Annotated in this window: 10 protein-coding genes and 7 tRNA genes (1 of these 17 only partly in view); 14 read left to right on the top strand and 3 right to left on the bottom strand. The window is 41.3% G+C overall.

Going from position 1 to position 12,446, the window contains the following annotated elements; all coding sequences use genetic code 11:
* The 8 genes from BAOM_RS22240 to BAOM_RS22205 all read left to right on the top strand — a co-directional run.
* Positions 1-17: transfer RNA gene (locus tag BAOM_RS22240), tRNA-Glu, on the top strand; it begins 55 nt to the left of the window's first position.
* 7 nt (positions 18-24) lie between these two features.
* A tRNA-Val gene (locus BAOM_RS22235) sits at positions 25-100 on the top strand.
* A gap of 7 nt (positions 101-107) precedes the next feature.
* Positions 108-183, top strand: a tRNA-Lys gene (locus BAOM_RS22230).
* A 9-nt stretch (positions 184-192) separates the two neighbouring features.
* Positions 193-269 (top strand) — tRNA-Arg (locus tag BAOM_RS22225).
* Positions 270-290: 21 nt separating this feature from the next.
* A tRNA-Asp gene (locus BAOM_RS22220) sits at positions 291-367 on the top strand.
* Positions 368-370: 3 nt separating this feature from the next.
* Positions 371-444 (top strand) — tRNA-Gly (locus tag BAOM_RS22215).
* Positions 445-449: 5 nt separating this feature from the next.
* A tRNA-Ile gene (locus BAOM_RS22210) sits at positions 450-523 on the top strand.
* Between the two features lie 201 nt (positions 524-724).
* Positions 725-1,654, top strand: a complete 930-nt coding sequence (locus BAOM_RS22205) for a sporulation protein (RefSeq protein WP_127762157.1) — start codon at positions 725-727, stop codon at positions 1,652-1,654.
* A gap of 601 nt (positions 1,655-2,255) precedes the next feature.
* On the opposite strand, the gene BAOM_RS22200 is transcribed toward BAOM_RS22205, so the two are convergent.
* Positions 2,256-3,137, bottom strand: coding sequence for a LysR family transcriptional regulator (locus BAOM_RS22200; protein ID WP_127762691.1), 882 nt, complete (start codon positions 3,135-3,137; stop codon positions 2,256-2,258).
* A gap of 131 nt (positions 3,138-3,268) precedes the next feature.
* Between BAOM_RS22200 and BAOM_RS22195 the strand changes: the two genes are divergently transcribed.
* The 3 genes from BAOM_RS22195 to BAOM_RS22185 are packed head-to-tail and all read left to right on the top strand — an operon-like array spanning position 3,269 to position 5,858.
* Positions 3,269-3,970: a CoA transferase subunit A gene (locus BAOM_RS22195; protein ID WP_127762156.1), complete on the top strand. Its 702-nt coding sequence runs from the start codon at positions 3,269-3,271 to the stop codon at positions 3,968-3,970.
* Positions 3,971-3,999: 29 nt separating this feature from the next.
* Positions 4,000-4,653 carry a 3-oxoacid CoA-transferase subunit B gene (locus BAOM_RS22190; RefSeq protein WP_127762155.1) on the top strand — a complete coding sequence of 218 codons (654 nt, stop codon included), beginning with the start codon at positions 4,000-4,002 and terminating at the stop codon, positions 4,651-4,653.
* Positions 4,654-4,670: 17 nt separating this feature from the next.
* Positions 4,671-5,858: an acetyl-CoA C-acetyltransferase gene (locus BAOM_RS22185; protein WP_127762154.1), complete on the top strand. Its 1,188-nt coding sequence runs from the start codon at positions 4,671-4,673 to the stop codon at positions 5,856-5,858.
* 130 nt (positions 5,859-5,988) lie between these two features.
* On the opposite strand, the gene BAOM_RS22180 is transcribed toward BAOM_RS22185, so the two are convergent.
* Both BAOM_RS22180 and BAOM_RS22175 read right to left on the bottom strand, forming a co-directional pair.
* Complete coding sequence (locus BAOM_RS22180; protein WP_127762153.1) at positions 5,989-6,459, bottom strand: low molecular weight protein-tyrosine-phosphatase; 471 nt, start codon at positions 6,457-6,459, stop codon at positions 5,989-5,991.
* Positions 6,456-7,286, bottom strand: coding sequence for an EcsC family protein (locus tag BAOM_RS22175; protein WP_127762152.1), 831 nt, complete (start codon positions 7,284-7,286; stop codon positions 6,456-6,458). Before BAOM_RS22175 ends, BAOM_RS22180 begins: the two co-directional genes overlap by 4 nt.
* Positions 7,287-7,423: 137 nt before the next feature.
* Between BAOM_RS22175 and BAOM_RS22170 the strand changes: the two genes are divergently transcribed.
* From BAOM_RS22170 to BAOM_RS25265, 3 genes are all read left to right on the top strand, one after another.
* A complete protein-coding gene (locus tag BAOM_RS22170; protein ID WP_257467488.1) occupies positions 7,424-9,736 on the top strand; it encodes a bifunctional metallophosphatase/5'-nucleotidase in 2,313 nt (770 codons plus the stop codon).
* 260 nt (positions 9,737-9,996) lie between these two features.
* On the top strand, positions 9,997-11,451 hold the full coding sequence (locus tag BAOM_RS22165; RefSeq protein ID WP_127762151.1) for a circularly permuted type 2 ATP-grasp protein: 1,455 nt from the start codon (positions 9,997-9,999) through the stop codon (positions 11,449-11,451).
* On the top strand, positions 11,444-12,406 hold the full coding sequence (locus BAOM_RS25265; protein WP_257467487.1) for an alpha-E domain-containing protein: 963 nt from the start codon (positions 11,444-11,446) through the stop codon (positions 12,404-12,406). Before BAOM_RS22165 ends, BAOM_RS25265 begins: the two co-directional genes overlap by 8 nt.
* Positions 12,407-12,446: the final 40 nt, after the last annotated feature.

The raw sequence follows: 12,446 nt of genomic DNA, 5'->3' as shown, positions 1-12,446 counted from the left end.
GAATCCCGTAGGGGTCACTATTTTGGAGGATTAGCTCAGCTGGGAGAGCATCTGCCTTACAAGCAGAGGGTCGGCGGTTCGATCCCGTCATCCTCCACCATTTGCATGAGTCATTAGCTCAGTTGGTAGAGCATCTGACTTTTAATCAGAGGGTCGCAGGTTCGAATCCTGCATGACTCACCATCTTAATATGCGCCCGTAGCTCAATTGGATAGAGCGTCTGACTACGGATCAGAAGGTTATGGGTTCGACTCCTTTCGGGCGCGCCATATTTAAATCTAATATCATATGGTCCGGTAGTTCAGCTGGTTAGAATGCCTGCCTGTCACGCAGGAGGTCGCGGGTTCGAGTCCCGTCCGGACCGCCATATGCGGGTGTAGTTTAGTGGTAAAACCTCAGCCTTCCAAGCTGATGATGAGAGTTCGATTCTCTTCACCCGCTCCAAATATGGGCCTATAGCTCAGCTGGTTAGAGCGCACGCCTGATAAGCGTGAGGTCGGTGGTTCGAGTCCACTTAGGCCCACTCATATAGTACTTCTTATTATTCAACAGTAGCTTGTAATAGTGAGACTTTTTAAGACAACAAACACTAGCCCAAATAAGGTTAGTGTTTTTTCTTTTATTTGAAACTATTTTCAATGTTTATCGTATATTTATAAAGTATCTCAATAATCTTAGGGAACTATTTTACTTACATATTAAAACGTTGAAAGGAAGAAACACTATGTTCAAAAAGATTTTAGCCAGCTTAGGAAAAGGAGCTGCTACTGTAGATTTACAGTTTAATCATCAGCAGTATCAAGCAGGGGAAAGTATCCAAGGAGAAGTCGTTATTCAAGGTGGTGAGGTAGAGCAGAAAATCAATCAATTGGCTGTTCGCCTTATGATGAATGTCTCACTGAAGCAAGGTAACGTTTCAAAGGAGATTGCGTATATACCGCTTATGAGCCGCGACCGCATTCAGCCTAAAGAACAAAAGGTAATCCCTTTTCATTATGCACTGCCTACGAATATCCCGGTTTCACGAGGAACGGTTTCCTATCATTTTGATACACACCTAGATATCGAGGGAGGAGTCGATCGTAAAGATGTTGATCATCTCATTGTTCAACCACAAGGGGCACTTCAAGCCATTTTTAATGCAATGGGCCGATTAGGTTTTCGAGAGAAGGCGGATTCAGGTAAAATTGATCAATATGGTCAGGAATTTGCTTTTTTCCCTACTCAGGCATTCTTAGGACAAGTAAGTGAAGTGGAAATGCGCTTTGCTGCTGAACAATCGGGGATTTCTGTTTGGATGGAAGTAGATTGCAAAAACGGCTACAAAGAAGTGGAAGCAAAACGAGAATTTCGCTTAGATTGGACTATTCTTGAAAATGAAGCAGAGCTTGAGAAAGTATTAGGTCAATATATCGCTGAAGCAGTTGAACAGCCATATATTTATACACAGCCTTTTTCTTATGAGGCTAATCGTCATCACGGTATTTCTTCCGCTTTACCCGGCATGATTGGCGGATTAGCTGTTGGTGTGTTAGGAGGTATGTTAGTTGCCGAAGTGATGGATGAGTTTGTTGAGGAAATGTTTGAAGAAGAAGCAGAGGAATTTGAAGAAGCTTTTGATTTCTTCGGCGGCGATGATGGTGAGGAGTCTTAATTAAGTCAATGATATATAGATATATATAAGGCTGTCCCAAAAGTCATGAAAAGTGGCTTTCGGGGCAGCCTTCCTTTTTGCCATTCTTAAAGTGTGTTGAAGGACAAAATCAAGAAAATGAGCCAGGAAAATGTCCTTCATCAGGGTCATGAAGGACAAAACCGAGAAACCGAGCCAGAGAAATGTCCTTCATTAGGGTTATGAAGGCCAAAATCGAGAACTTGAGCTAGTGGAATGTCCTTCATTGGAGTTATGAAGGACAAAACCGAGAAGTTCAACCAGTGAAATGTCCTTCATTAGGGTTATGAAGGACAAAATCGAGAAAACGAGCCAGAGAAATGTCCCTCATCAGGGTTATGAAGGACAAAATCAAGAACTTGAGCTAGTGAAATGTCCTTCATTGGAGTTATGAAGGACAAAATCAAGAACTTGAGCTAGTGAAATGTCCTTCATTGGAGTTATGAAGGACAAAACCGAGAAGTTCAACCAGTGAAATGTCCTTCATTAGGGTCATGAAGAACAAAACCGAGAAAACGAGCCAGAGAAATGTCCCTCAATTTTCAGACCTCCCTTTCCCCCAACATATCATTATCCTTAAAAATCACTCTTCTTCACCTAACATCTTCAATAACTCTTTTAATGCAAAAGAATGATAGGCGCCTTTTTTAGTAATAATCCCGAGCTTCCAAAGGAGAGTGGAGTTTTCTTCAATCGGTATGATTTTGACATTGCTGTTAGTTTGTTTGTCATAAATTAATCTCGGCAATAACGCGATACCAAGTTTTGATGAGACGAGTCCGACGATTAAATCCCACTGTGAGCTTTGATAAGAGATCGTTGGGGTGAATCCATGGTTTTCACATGCTTGGATAACGTGGTCATGTAAAGTAAAGTCCTTCGAAAACAAGATGAATCTTTCGTCTCTTAGTTCACTCAAAGAAATAGACTGTTTATGGGCGAGTGGATGATCTTCGTGAATATATAAAACGAATTCATCTTGAATAAACGGGTAGATATTGAATTTTTTCTCATTGGCTGGCATGACAATGATACCTAGATCGACCTGTCCATCTTCGATAAGCTGGCCAAGCAATTTGGCGCCGAGTTCAGTCAGCTCAAGGGATACTTTTGGATATTTTTGATTGAAGCGACGAGCGATATCAGGGAAAAAAAGTGTGCCAATCAGAGGAGGAATCCCGATTTTAATTGTGCCCGCAGTAATATCCATGAGCTCCTCTAAAAGTACATCTAATTCAGACAATGCTGCCAGTGCTTTTTGCCCCTGCTGGTATACAATCTGCCCTGCATCTGTCAGTCGTAAATGTCTCGTTGAGCGATCAAACAGTTCAACATGAAGTTCCTCCTCTAATTTCTTTATAGCTTTACTTAAAGAAGGTTGCGTTAAGTAGGAATGGGCAGCAGCTTTTGTAAAACTTTTATGATTAGCGACTTCGATAAATGAGTTTATGTCTCGTAATTCCATCATTTTCTCCTATTTATTCTTTATTTTCATATTCCTTATTCCTTTTATGTATTTTACTTATAGAGAATAGAAATGTAAACTGTAAATAAATAAATTATTCTAAATATTCAAAGTGTTGGAGGGGGAGCCAGATGAAAAACAGCAAAGTAATGAATTCCTTCTTGGAAGCGGTTTCAGATATTAAGGATGGTTCAACGATTATTGTGGGCGGTTTTGGTCTTTCAGGTATTCCGGAGTATTCGATTCAGGCTCTTAAAGAGCAAGGAACAAAGGATTTGACAGTTGTTAGTAATAATTGCGGAGTCGATGATTGGGGACTTGGGCTGTTGCTTGCAAATAAGCAAATCAAGAAAATGGTCGCTTCTTATGTCGGAGAAAATAAAATTTTTGAACAGCAGTATTTAAGCGGAGAATTGGAAGTCGAATTGACTCCTCAAGGTACACTTGCAGAGCGAATGCGAGCTGGCGGTGCAGGCATCCCTGGTTTTTATACAGCAACAGGAGTCGGTACACCAATTGAAGAAGGAAAAGAAACGAAGATTTTTGACGGGAAGAAATATCTTTTAGAACGAGGAATTGTAGGGGATTTCGCACTTGTAAAAGCATGGAAAGCAGATAAATTTGGTAACCTCGTGTACCGAAAGACTGCTCGCAACTTTAATCCACTTGCAGCGATGGCCGGAAAAATAACGATTGCAGAAGTAGAGGAAATTGTGGAACCTGGTGAACTAGATCCAGATGAAATCCATACACCAGGCGTTTATGTACAACGTTTATTGCTTGGGTCGAATTATGAAAAACGCATTGAACGACGGACGGTTGCAAAAGCTTAAAATTTTTTGAAGGAATGGAGTGTCTGAATATGAGCGATAAACGTTTGGATATTGTAAAAAGAGCAGTTCAGGAAATTAAAGATGGCATGAATGTTAACTTAGGTATTGGCCTGCCGACACTTATTGCAAATGAAATTCCAGATGATTGCGATGTGTTGCTTCAATCGGAAAATGGTCTACTTGGTATTGGGCCATATCCAGTAGCAGGTGAGGAAGATGCGGATTTAATCAATGCTGGAAAAGAAACCGTGACTGTCGTTCCGGGTTCCTCATTTTTTGACAGCGCAGAGTCGTTTGCTATGATTCGCGGCGGCCATATTGACCTTGCTATTCTTGGGGGAATGGAAGTGTCAGAACAAGGGGATTTGGCGAACTGGATGATTCCTGGGAAAATGGTAAAAGGTATGGGCGGCGCGATGGATCTTGTCAACGGAGCAAAGCGTGTGGTAGTGATTATGGAGCATGTGAATAAACATGGAGAATCAAAAGTGAAAAAGGCATGTACACTTCCATTGACTGGTCAGCAAGTGGTGAACCGATTAATTACTGATTTGGCTGTTTTTGATTTTACTCCTGAAGGGATGGTTCTAGTCGAAACGCAAGGGAATGTTTCTGTTGAAGAAGTAAGAGCAAACACAGAGGCACAGTTTTCTGTAGCTCCTGAGCTTGTAGCAGTAAACTAAAAAAAGGGGATGATTCTATGTCAAGAACGGTAATTGTAGATGGGGCACGAACACCTTTTGGAAAATTTGGCGGTGCACTTTCATCATTAAGTGCATCAGAGCTTGGTGGAATTGCAATGAAAGAAGCACTTAATCGTGCGGGCGTGAAGCCGGAAGAAATCGATGAGGTTATTTTTGGTAATGTCCTGCAGGCCGGGCAGGGGCAAATTCCCTCCCGCCAAGCTGCACGTGCAGCCGGTATTCCGTGGGATGTTAAAACGGAAACAATTAATAAAGTATGTGCCTCAGGTCTTCGCAGTGTGACGCTTGCTGATCAGATTATTCGTTCAGGTGATGAGGAAGTCATTCTCGCCGGTGGCATGGAGTCGATGTCGAACACCCCTTATGCTGTGCCTAAATCCCGTTGGGGCATCCGCATGGGTGATACGCCAATGGTGGATTTGATGATTCATGATGGTTTATCGTGCAGTTTCACTGGTGTACACATGGGGAATTACGGGGACAGCACAGCAACAGAATTCGGGTTGTCACGTGACTTGCAGGATGAGTGGGCTGTCCGAAGTCACAGACTGGCATTTGAGGCAATAGAAGCTGGGAAGCTTGCAGAAGAAATTGTAGCAGTGGAAGTGCCTCAGAAGAAGGGCAATCCGATTATTGTAGAAAAAGATGAAGCTCCGCGTAAGGAAACTACGAAAGATGTATTAGAAAAATTACGTCCAGCCTTTAGTAAAGAGGGCACGATTACAGCAGGTAACGCACCTGGTATTAATGACGGTGCTGCTGCGCTTGTACTCATGAGTGATGAACGTGCTAGAAAAGAAAACAAAGATGTTCTTGCTACAGTAATAGCTCATGCAGAGGTTGCGGTAGAGGCTGGAAACTTCCCGCAAACACCGGGTCTTGTTATAAATAAGCTTTTAAATAAAACAGGAAAAACGGTTGCGGATATTGACTTATTTGAAATTAATGAAGCTTTTGCTGCTGTTGCACTTGTAAGCAATCAAATAGCTGGACTTGATCCGGAAAAAGTAAATGTTAACGGCGGTGCAGTCGCTCTTGGTCATCCAATCGGTGCCAGTGGCGCACGTGTTATTTTAACGCTTGCTTATGAATTGAAGCGCCGAGGCGGCGGTATCGGAATCGCAGCGATTTGTTCTGGCGGCGGTCAAGGGGACGCGATTATGATTGAAGTGCCCGGTAAATAAGCTTGGTTAGACCTCCTTGTCGGGGCAGCGTGAGGAAAACGGAATTCCTCGCGCTGCCCTATTTTGAACTTTCTTTGGCGTTTGTAAAAAAAGGAAATCCCACTCACATTCGCGGGATTTCCTTTTCTTATTATTTCGTTACGTTATGCTCGACCCGGATCTTCTCAAGTAAAGCTTGGCAGCCGTCTGTAACAAGGTTAAACGTTTCTTGGAAATCCCCTGTATAGTAAGGGTCCGGGACATCTTTTTTATGGTCTGTTAAATCGAGCAGGCGGATAATTTTTGGATGGTTAGGTTGGCCTGTCATTTCATAAATGTTCGCAACATTACTTTCATCCATCCCTACAATGTACTCGAATTTCTCAAAGTCTTCTTTTTGCAGTTGGCGTCCGGCAAGGCCTGCTGATGAGATGTTATATTTTTTTAAAATCGTCACCGTGCCTTTATGTGGAGGACTTCCAATATGCCATGAACTTGTGGCCGCTGAATCGACCGTTATTTGGTCGCTTAACTGTTCTTTTTCAAGTAAGTCACGAAAGATTGCTTCAGCCATCGGTGAACGGCAAATGTTTCCGAGGCAAACAAATAAAACGTTAATCATGTAGTAGGCTCCTTTTTATCTGTGATTAGTAGATCTAGATTGTCCAATCGTTCTAATCGCTCCAACACTCGTCTTTTTTTATACAGCATATTAGCGGCTTCGCCAACATCTTGAATCGCTGTTTTGTTCATATACGCTCCGAAAATCATCCCGGCAATCGGAATCATTTGAAAAAGCTTCTTCCAGCCAAAATTATCTCGGTACGTCATAAATACTTCTCGCCATCCTTGTAGTTGGGAGAAGCCTTGCTCTCTTTTTGGAGCGGTCAATTCTTCTAATATCGCTTTCTTTCCTACGACATCGGATGAAGTAAATTGCATGCATTTGACCATAAAGATTCGTTCTTCTTTATCTGTTGGATCATACCCATAAGCGACAGCTACTTCCTGAATCGTCTTCAATGTTAATCCTAGAATAAGCGGAATATCGATAGCTAATGTAAATATCCCGCCAATTCCAGTAGTCGCTCCTTGAATTTGAGCATTTTTCGCTCTTGTCGCGATAAAAGCATTTGCGACTTTATCCATATTCTCAAGAGGGAATGTTTGAACATCTTCTAATGTAAGTTTTCCATCGGAGGATAATAGTTTAGATGCTTTATCTAGCGTAGCATCATTGTTCACTAAATATTGACCGCCAGTGTCGATATAATTCGCAATTTCATCTAGTAAATCGTTTATTTTATTATGAAGAAACTTAGGCGTTACTTTGTCCAGCATCATAAAAGGGATGCGCCCTAGCTTCTCCCAAAAAAACAATCCTTTTTGATCTTTCTCCCATTTTTCAATTGTTTTCAATTCTTCTCGCAATTGGTCTTTATTTTCCATTGGAAACACCTCAGCCGCTTGTGGATATATTTTTTATGTGAATTAATGTAAAATTTTGTATTGAAAGGCTTTTATTTGCCCATTTCATCGTATCATAAGAGATAGGGAAATTCTATTTATAAGGGGGATGTACCAGTATGGGGAATAAGAAGATGTTTAAAGTGGCAATGGCTGCGGCAATCGCCGGAAGTGTGATTACGACGGTTGCTCCGACGCAGTCAGAAGCAGCAGATAGCCTTAGAAGCAAGATTCAATTGGCCAAGTCTACTATGAAAAAACCTTATAACACCTATTTCAAGACGACGACATTAGCTTCCGTAGCAACGGTTGAAAAAGAAATTAAAGCCGCGAAAAAAGTAAAAAAAGAAATCGACGCAGCCATTAAAAAATCTAATTTATCCAATAAACAAAAAGAAGCTCGATACAAAGAAATTAAAGCATACAACAAGTACATCACGCGGGCAGAAGGATATGTCAAAGGCTACAAAGCAGCTGAAAAGGCAAAATTCGCGAATGATAAAGCATTAAAAGCGCTCGAGCAAGCAGTTGTAAATCAAAAACCGAATCAAGTGTTGAAACGATATGAAGCACTTCAAGAAGCTGTAAAAAAAGCCGATAAAGCGATTAAAAATACAGTATACGGTGCCAAAATTGAAGCACTTCTTTCTAACCAATTCACAAAAGTGACGAAACAAGCGCTAGCAGGCGATATAAAAGTATATTATTACTACGCACAAGCAGAGGATTTAATTGAAAAAGGAAAATTGCAAACGGCAGAAAAGCGGATGACAGCCGTTGCTGCCCAGCTTGAAAAAGTCGATAAAACTTCAGTGCTCGGTCAAGCGATTCACCAATATGTACAAGCTGTAAAGGCGAAGTATGATGCAAAGGAAAAGTTCACCTTATCTTTAATGCATACGAACGATACGCATGCTCATCTTGATAATGTCGCGAAACGAGTAACGGCAGTGAAGGAAGTGCGAGCGAGCAAACCAGCTGCTCTGTTAGTCGATGCAGGTGATGTGCTAACGGGAACGTTATATTTTAATGAATTTAAAGGACAAGCTGATCTGCGGTTTATGAACCTAATGAAATACGATGTGATGACATTCGGCAATCATGAATTCGATTTAGGTGCAACGGCTGAGGGGCATGGAGCATTAGCCCAGTTTGTGAAGGGAGCTGAGTTTTCATTTGTCAGCTCCAATGTGAATTTTAGCAAAGACGATAAGCTGAAAGGATTGTTTACGAATGCCATTACGTCTAAGCCGAGGGATGGTCAGATTTATAATGGAATCATTAAAGAAGTAAACGGTGAAAAGGTTGGAATCTTCGGCTTAACGACAGAGGAAACGAAGGCTATTTCGAGTCCTGGAAATGTTGAGTTTGAGAATTATAAGGAAGAAGCGGAAAAAGCCGTTACAGCTTTTGAAAAACGAGGCGTAAATAAAATTGTTGCTGTGACTCATATTGGGTATGATGACAATCCAGCCTACGATAATGACCTTACGTTAGCGACGGAAGTGGATGGCATTGATGTCATTGTTGGCGGGCATAGCCATACACAATTAGATCAACCGGTCGTCGTGAATAAAGATGAAAAAGGGAAAACGAAAGCGCCGACTGTTATTGTTCAGGCCTATCAATATAGTGATTACTTAGGAACGGTTGATGTTCAATTTAATCAGAAGGGGCAAGTGATCGGCCAAGCCGGTCAACTGATTAAACTAGCCGATAAACAAGAAGACCCTGAAGCGGCCGCATTGTTAAAAACATATTCAGCCAAAATAGAAGAAGTGAAAAACACGCCAATCGGAGCAACAGCCGTTCAAGCCCTAGATAATCCTCGTGATTCCGGGGACGATACGAAGCCGAGTGTGCGCAAAAATGAAACGGCACTCGGCAATTTAATTACAGATGGCATGCTGAGTAAAGCGAAAGAGTTTAATAAAGATACAGTGATTGCGTTCCAAAATGGCGGTGGAATCCGCGCTCCGATTGACCAAGGAGAGATTACGTTAGGCGATGTGTTAACCGTACTTCCGTTTGGAAATACGTTAGCAACAGTGAAACTGACAGGAGCAGAGATTATCCAAGCGTTAGAACATAGTGTTAGTCAAGTGCCGAAAGAAAGCGGCGGCTTCTTACATGTATCAGGCTTGAAATTCACGTTTGACAGCAGTAAACCTGCGGGCAGCCGTGTTCAGAAAGTAGAAGTGCTACAAGGCGGTTCGTATTCAGAGTTGCAGTTATCCAGTGAATACGTTGTTGCTACAAATGCCTTTACCGCAAAAGGTGGAGACGGCTTCGCCGTTTTCCAAAAAGCCTATGAACAAGGACGAGTCACCGACATCGGCCTAGCTGACTGGGAGAACTTCAGTGAGTATGTGAGTGGGTTGAAGACGGTTAACCCGCAAATAGAGGGTAGAATCAAAAACGTGTCACAGTGACTTTTCAGAATGTGTATAACATGTGGATAACTCTGTTGATATCTACCCCTAAAAGGAAGATGCATCCGATAATGGATGCATCTTTTGGTGTTTGAAAGTCACAGTGACTTTTCGAGTTGTGGATATCCTGTGGAAAACCTAACACTTTAGGAGTTTTTGTTAATTTTAACCAAAAAAGAAGGAATTGTACCTAGTTTGTCGTATTGATTAACAGATATGTTCTAAAACATTTAATTATTTAACATCGGAGGCGAGTAGTCATGTTTGAACCGTACAAGACAGGTCATTATTATGATGAAATGTTGCAGGAAAATGGTGAGCCAAAAGAGCATTATCGGCAATTTCATTCTGTGCTGCAAAGGTTGTCAGAAGAAGAGTTTAAAGAAAAGCACGAAACAGCACAATCTAGCTTTCTGAGACAGGGTATTACCTTTACCGTCTATGGAGAAGAAGGCGGAACAGAGCGGACAATGCCTTTTGATTGTGTTCCGATTATTATTCCAGCTGATGCTTGGGAGACGATTGAAAAAGGAATGAAACAACGCGTTGAGGCGCTTAATTTATTTTTAGAAGATATTTATCATGATCAACACATACTCAATGATGGCATTATTCCGAGAGAACTTGTAGAACAAAATCCATACTATTATAAGCAGGTAAGCGGCACTCAATTCCCCTTGAAAAACCACATTTTCCTAGCAGGGATTGATTTAATAAGAGATGAACAAGGGACATATCGTGTACTTGAAGATAATTTACGTAATCCTTCGGGCATTTCTTACGTCTTTCAAAATCGATTTGTTATGCGGCAAGTGTATCCGGAGTTTTTCTCGAGACACTCTCTTTGTTCGCTGGAAGATCAAATTACCCATCTTCAATCTGCCCTGCTTTCACATATCCCATCTAATATGAAGAAACATACTGAACCTCGCGCTGTATTGCTAACAGCAGGTATGTACAATTCCGCTTATTATGATCATGTTTTTCTCGCGCAGCAAATGAATATTGCGCTTGTGGAAGGGCGGGATTTGATTGTAAAAGATAACGTTGTCTATATGAAGACGATTCAAGGTTTAAAACGAGTCGACATTATTTATCGTCGAGTTGATGATGATTTCTTGGATCCAAAAGCATTTCGTGAGGACTCTCTGCTCGGTGTTCCAGGTTTAATAGATGCTTATAAACAAGGAAATGTCGCCATTTTAAATGCCGTTGGTAATGGAGTGGCTGATGATAAAGCGATGTATACATATGTTCCTGATATGATTCGTTATTATTTAAAAGAAGAACCGATTATTCAAAACGTCGAAACATATATTTTGAGTGATCCGAAACAGCGGGAGTGGGTGCTTGAGCATTTACATGAGCTTGTTGTAAAAAACGTTGGTGCTTCAGGTGGATACGATATGTTAATTGGGCCGCATGCATCAGAAGAAGAAATTGAAATATTCCGCTCGAAAATTTTAGAAAATCCGAAGCAGTACATCGCCCAACCGACGATTAAGCTATCCAGAGCTCCAGTCTATCAGCAAGGCAATTTTTATCCATGCCATGTGGATTTGCGTGTTTTTGTCATGAAAGGGGAAGAAACGCATGTCTTACCTGGGGGACTTTCACGAGTTGCTTTGAAAAAAGGGTCGCTTGTTGTTAACTCGTCTCAAGGCGGCGGCGGTAAGGACACATGGGTGTTGAAGGAGGTTATGCAGCATGCTTAGTCGCGTAGCAGATGCGTTATATTGGATGGCTAGAAATGGTGAACGAACAGAAAATAATGCTCATATTCTTCAAGTTCAATTGGTGAAAATGTTAGAAGAGTCAGGAAGAGAAAGTGTGAATTATCAAGATTGGCAGACGGTAATCGATATATGCGGCTCGAAATCAGCGTATGAAGAGGATTACGGAGAACTTCGTGTGCACAAGGCCGTTGATTATATTGCATTTTCTAATGGGAATTCGAATGCCCTAACGAATACACTCTCTTATGTTCGAGAAAATGCACGCATGACAAGAGATGTGATTCCAAATGAATTATGGGAAGTATGGAATGACCTATATTTACATTCACAAAGTAAAGGGCCGCATACAGAGTTCTCATTTCAAGACATTCATAGTTTTTTGCAGCATATTAAAACAACGTCCATGACATCGACAGGAATCATTGATTCGATGATGTCCCGAGATTTACCTTATCATTTCATGAAGATTGGGCAGTGGTTGGAGCGAGCTGAAAAGACGGCCCTTATTATGAAAGTAATGCTTCAAAAGGCGAAGCTTTCTGATTGTCATAGTTTTAGTGAATACGATGGACAATTCGCTCTTCGGCTAGTGAATGGGTATCAGGATTATTCAAAGAAATTTCGTCTCAAAGATCCGGCGCTTATCCTGCAATTTCTTATTTCTGACCGGACGTTCCCGCGCTCCATTTACTATTGTATCGAACATGTTAAAGAAGTAATTTGGAAGATTGAAAGTGAGAAGGTGGCACATTACTCCTGGAGAATGTATGCCGCGTTAGATGAATTAATCGCTTCAGTCGAGGACGTTTGTGTTCAACAGCTAAGTTTTGAAGAACTAGAGATGTTTATCGCGGATATACTGAATCAATGTATCGAGTTTGGCAAAATCTTCTCAACGACGTATTATTTAATAGAAGCTGATGCAAGCAGATGAAAGAGTAGAAATGTTAAAAGGTCCTTCTCTCTTAATAATC

The sequence above is a fragment of the Peribacillus asahii genome, from assembly GCF_004006295.1.
Taxonomy (GTDB): domain Bacteria; phylum Bacillota; class Bacilli; order Bacillales; family DSM-1321; genus Peribacillus; species Peribacillus asahii_A.
The sequence above is the reverse complement of the archived record's forward strand: the minus strand, read 5'-3'. Positions and strand labels throughout refer to the sequence as shown.

What these genes read in the sequence shown, in the direction of transcription:
- BAOM_RS22205 (WP_127762157.1), top strand. Translation starts at nt 725, where the DNA reads ATGTTCAAAAAGATTTTAGCCAGCTTAGGAAAAGGAGCTGCTACTGTA.
- BAOM_RS22200 (WP_127762691.1), bottom strand. Translation starts at nt 3,137, where the DNA reads ATGGAATTACGAGACATAAACTCATTTATCGAAGTCGCTAATCATAAA.
- BAOM_RS22195 (WP_127762156.1), top strand. Translation starts at nt 3,269, where the DNA reads ATGAAAAACAGCAAAGTAATGAATTCCTTCTTGGAAGCGGTTTCAGAT.
- BAOM_RS22190 (WP_127762155.1), top strand. Translation starts at nt 4,000, where the DNA reads ATGAGCGATAAACGTTTGGATATTGTAAAAAGAGCAGTTCAGGAAATT.
- BAOM_RS22185 (WP_127762154.1), top strand. Translation starts at nt 4,671, where the DNA reads ATGTCAAGAACGGTAATTGTAGATGGGGCACGAACACCTTTTGGAAAA.
- BAOM_RS22180 (WP_127762153.1), bottom strand. Translation starts at nt 6,459, where the DNA reads ATGATTAACGTTTTATTTGTTTGCCTCGGAAACATTTGCCGTTCACCG.
- BAOM_RS22175 (WP_127762152.1), bottom strand. Translation starts at nt 7,286, where the DNA reads ATGGAAAATAAAGACCAATTGCGAGAAGAATTGAAAACAATTGAAAAA.
- BAOM_RS22170 (WP_257467488.1), top strand. Translation starts at nt 7,424, where the DNA reads ATGGGGAATAAGAAGATGTTTAAAGTGGCAATGGCTGCGGCAATCGCC.
- BAOM_RS22165 (WP_127762151.1), top strand. Translation starts at nt 9,997, where the DNA reads ATGTTTGAACCGTACAAGACAGGTCATTATTATGATGAAATGTTGCAG.
- BAOM_RS25265 (WP_257467487.1), top strand. Translation starts at nt 11,444, where the DNA reads ATGCTTAGTCGCGTAGCAGATGCGTTATATTGGATGGCTAGAAATGGT.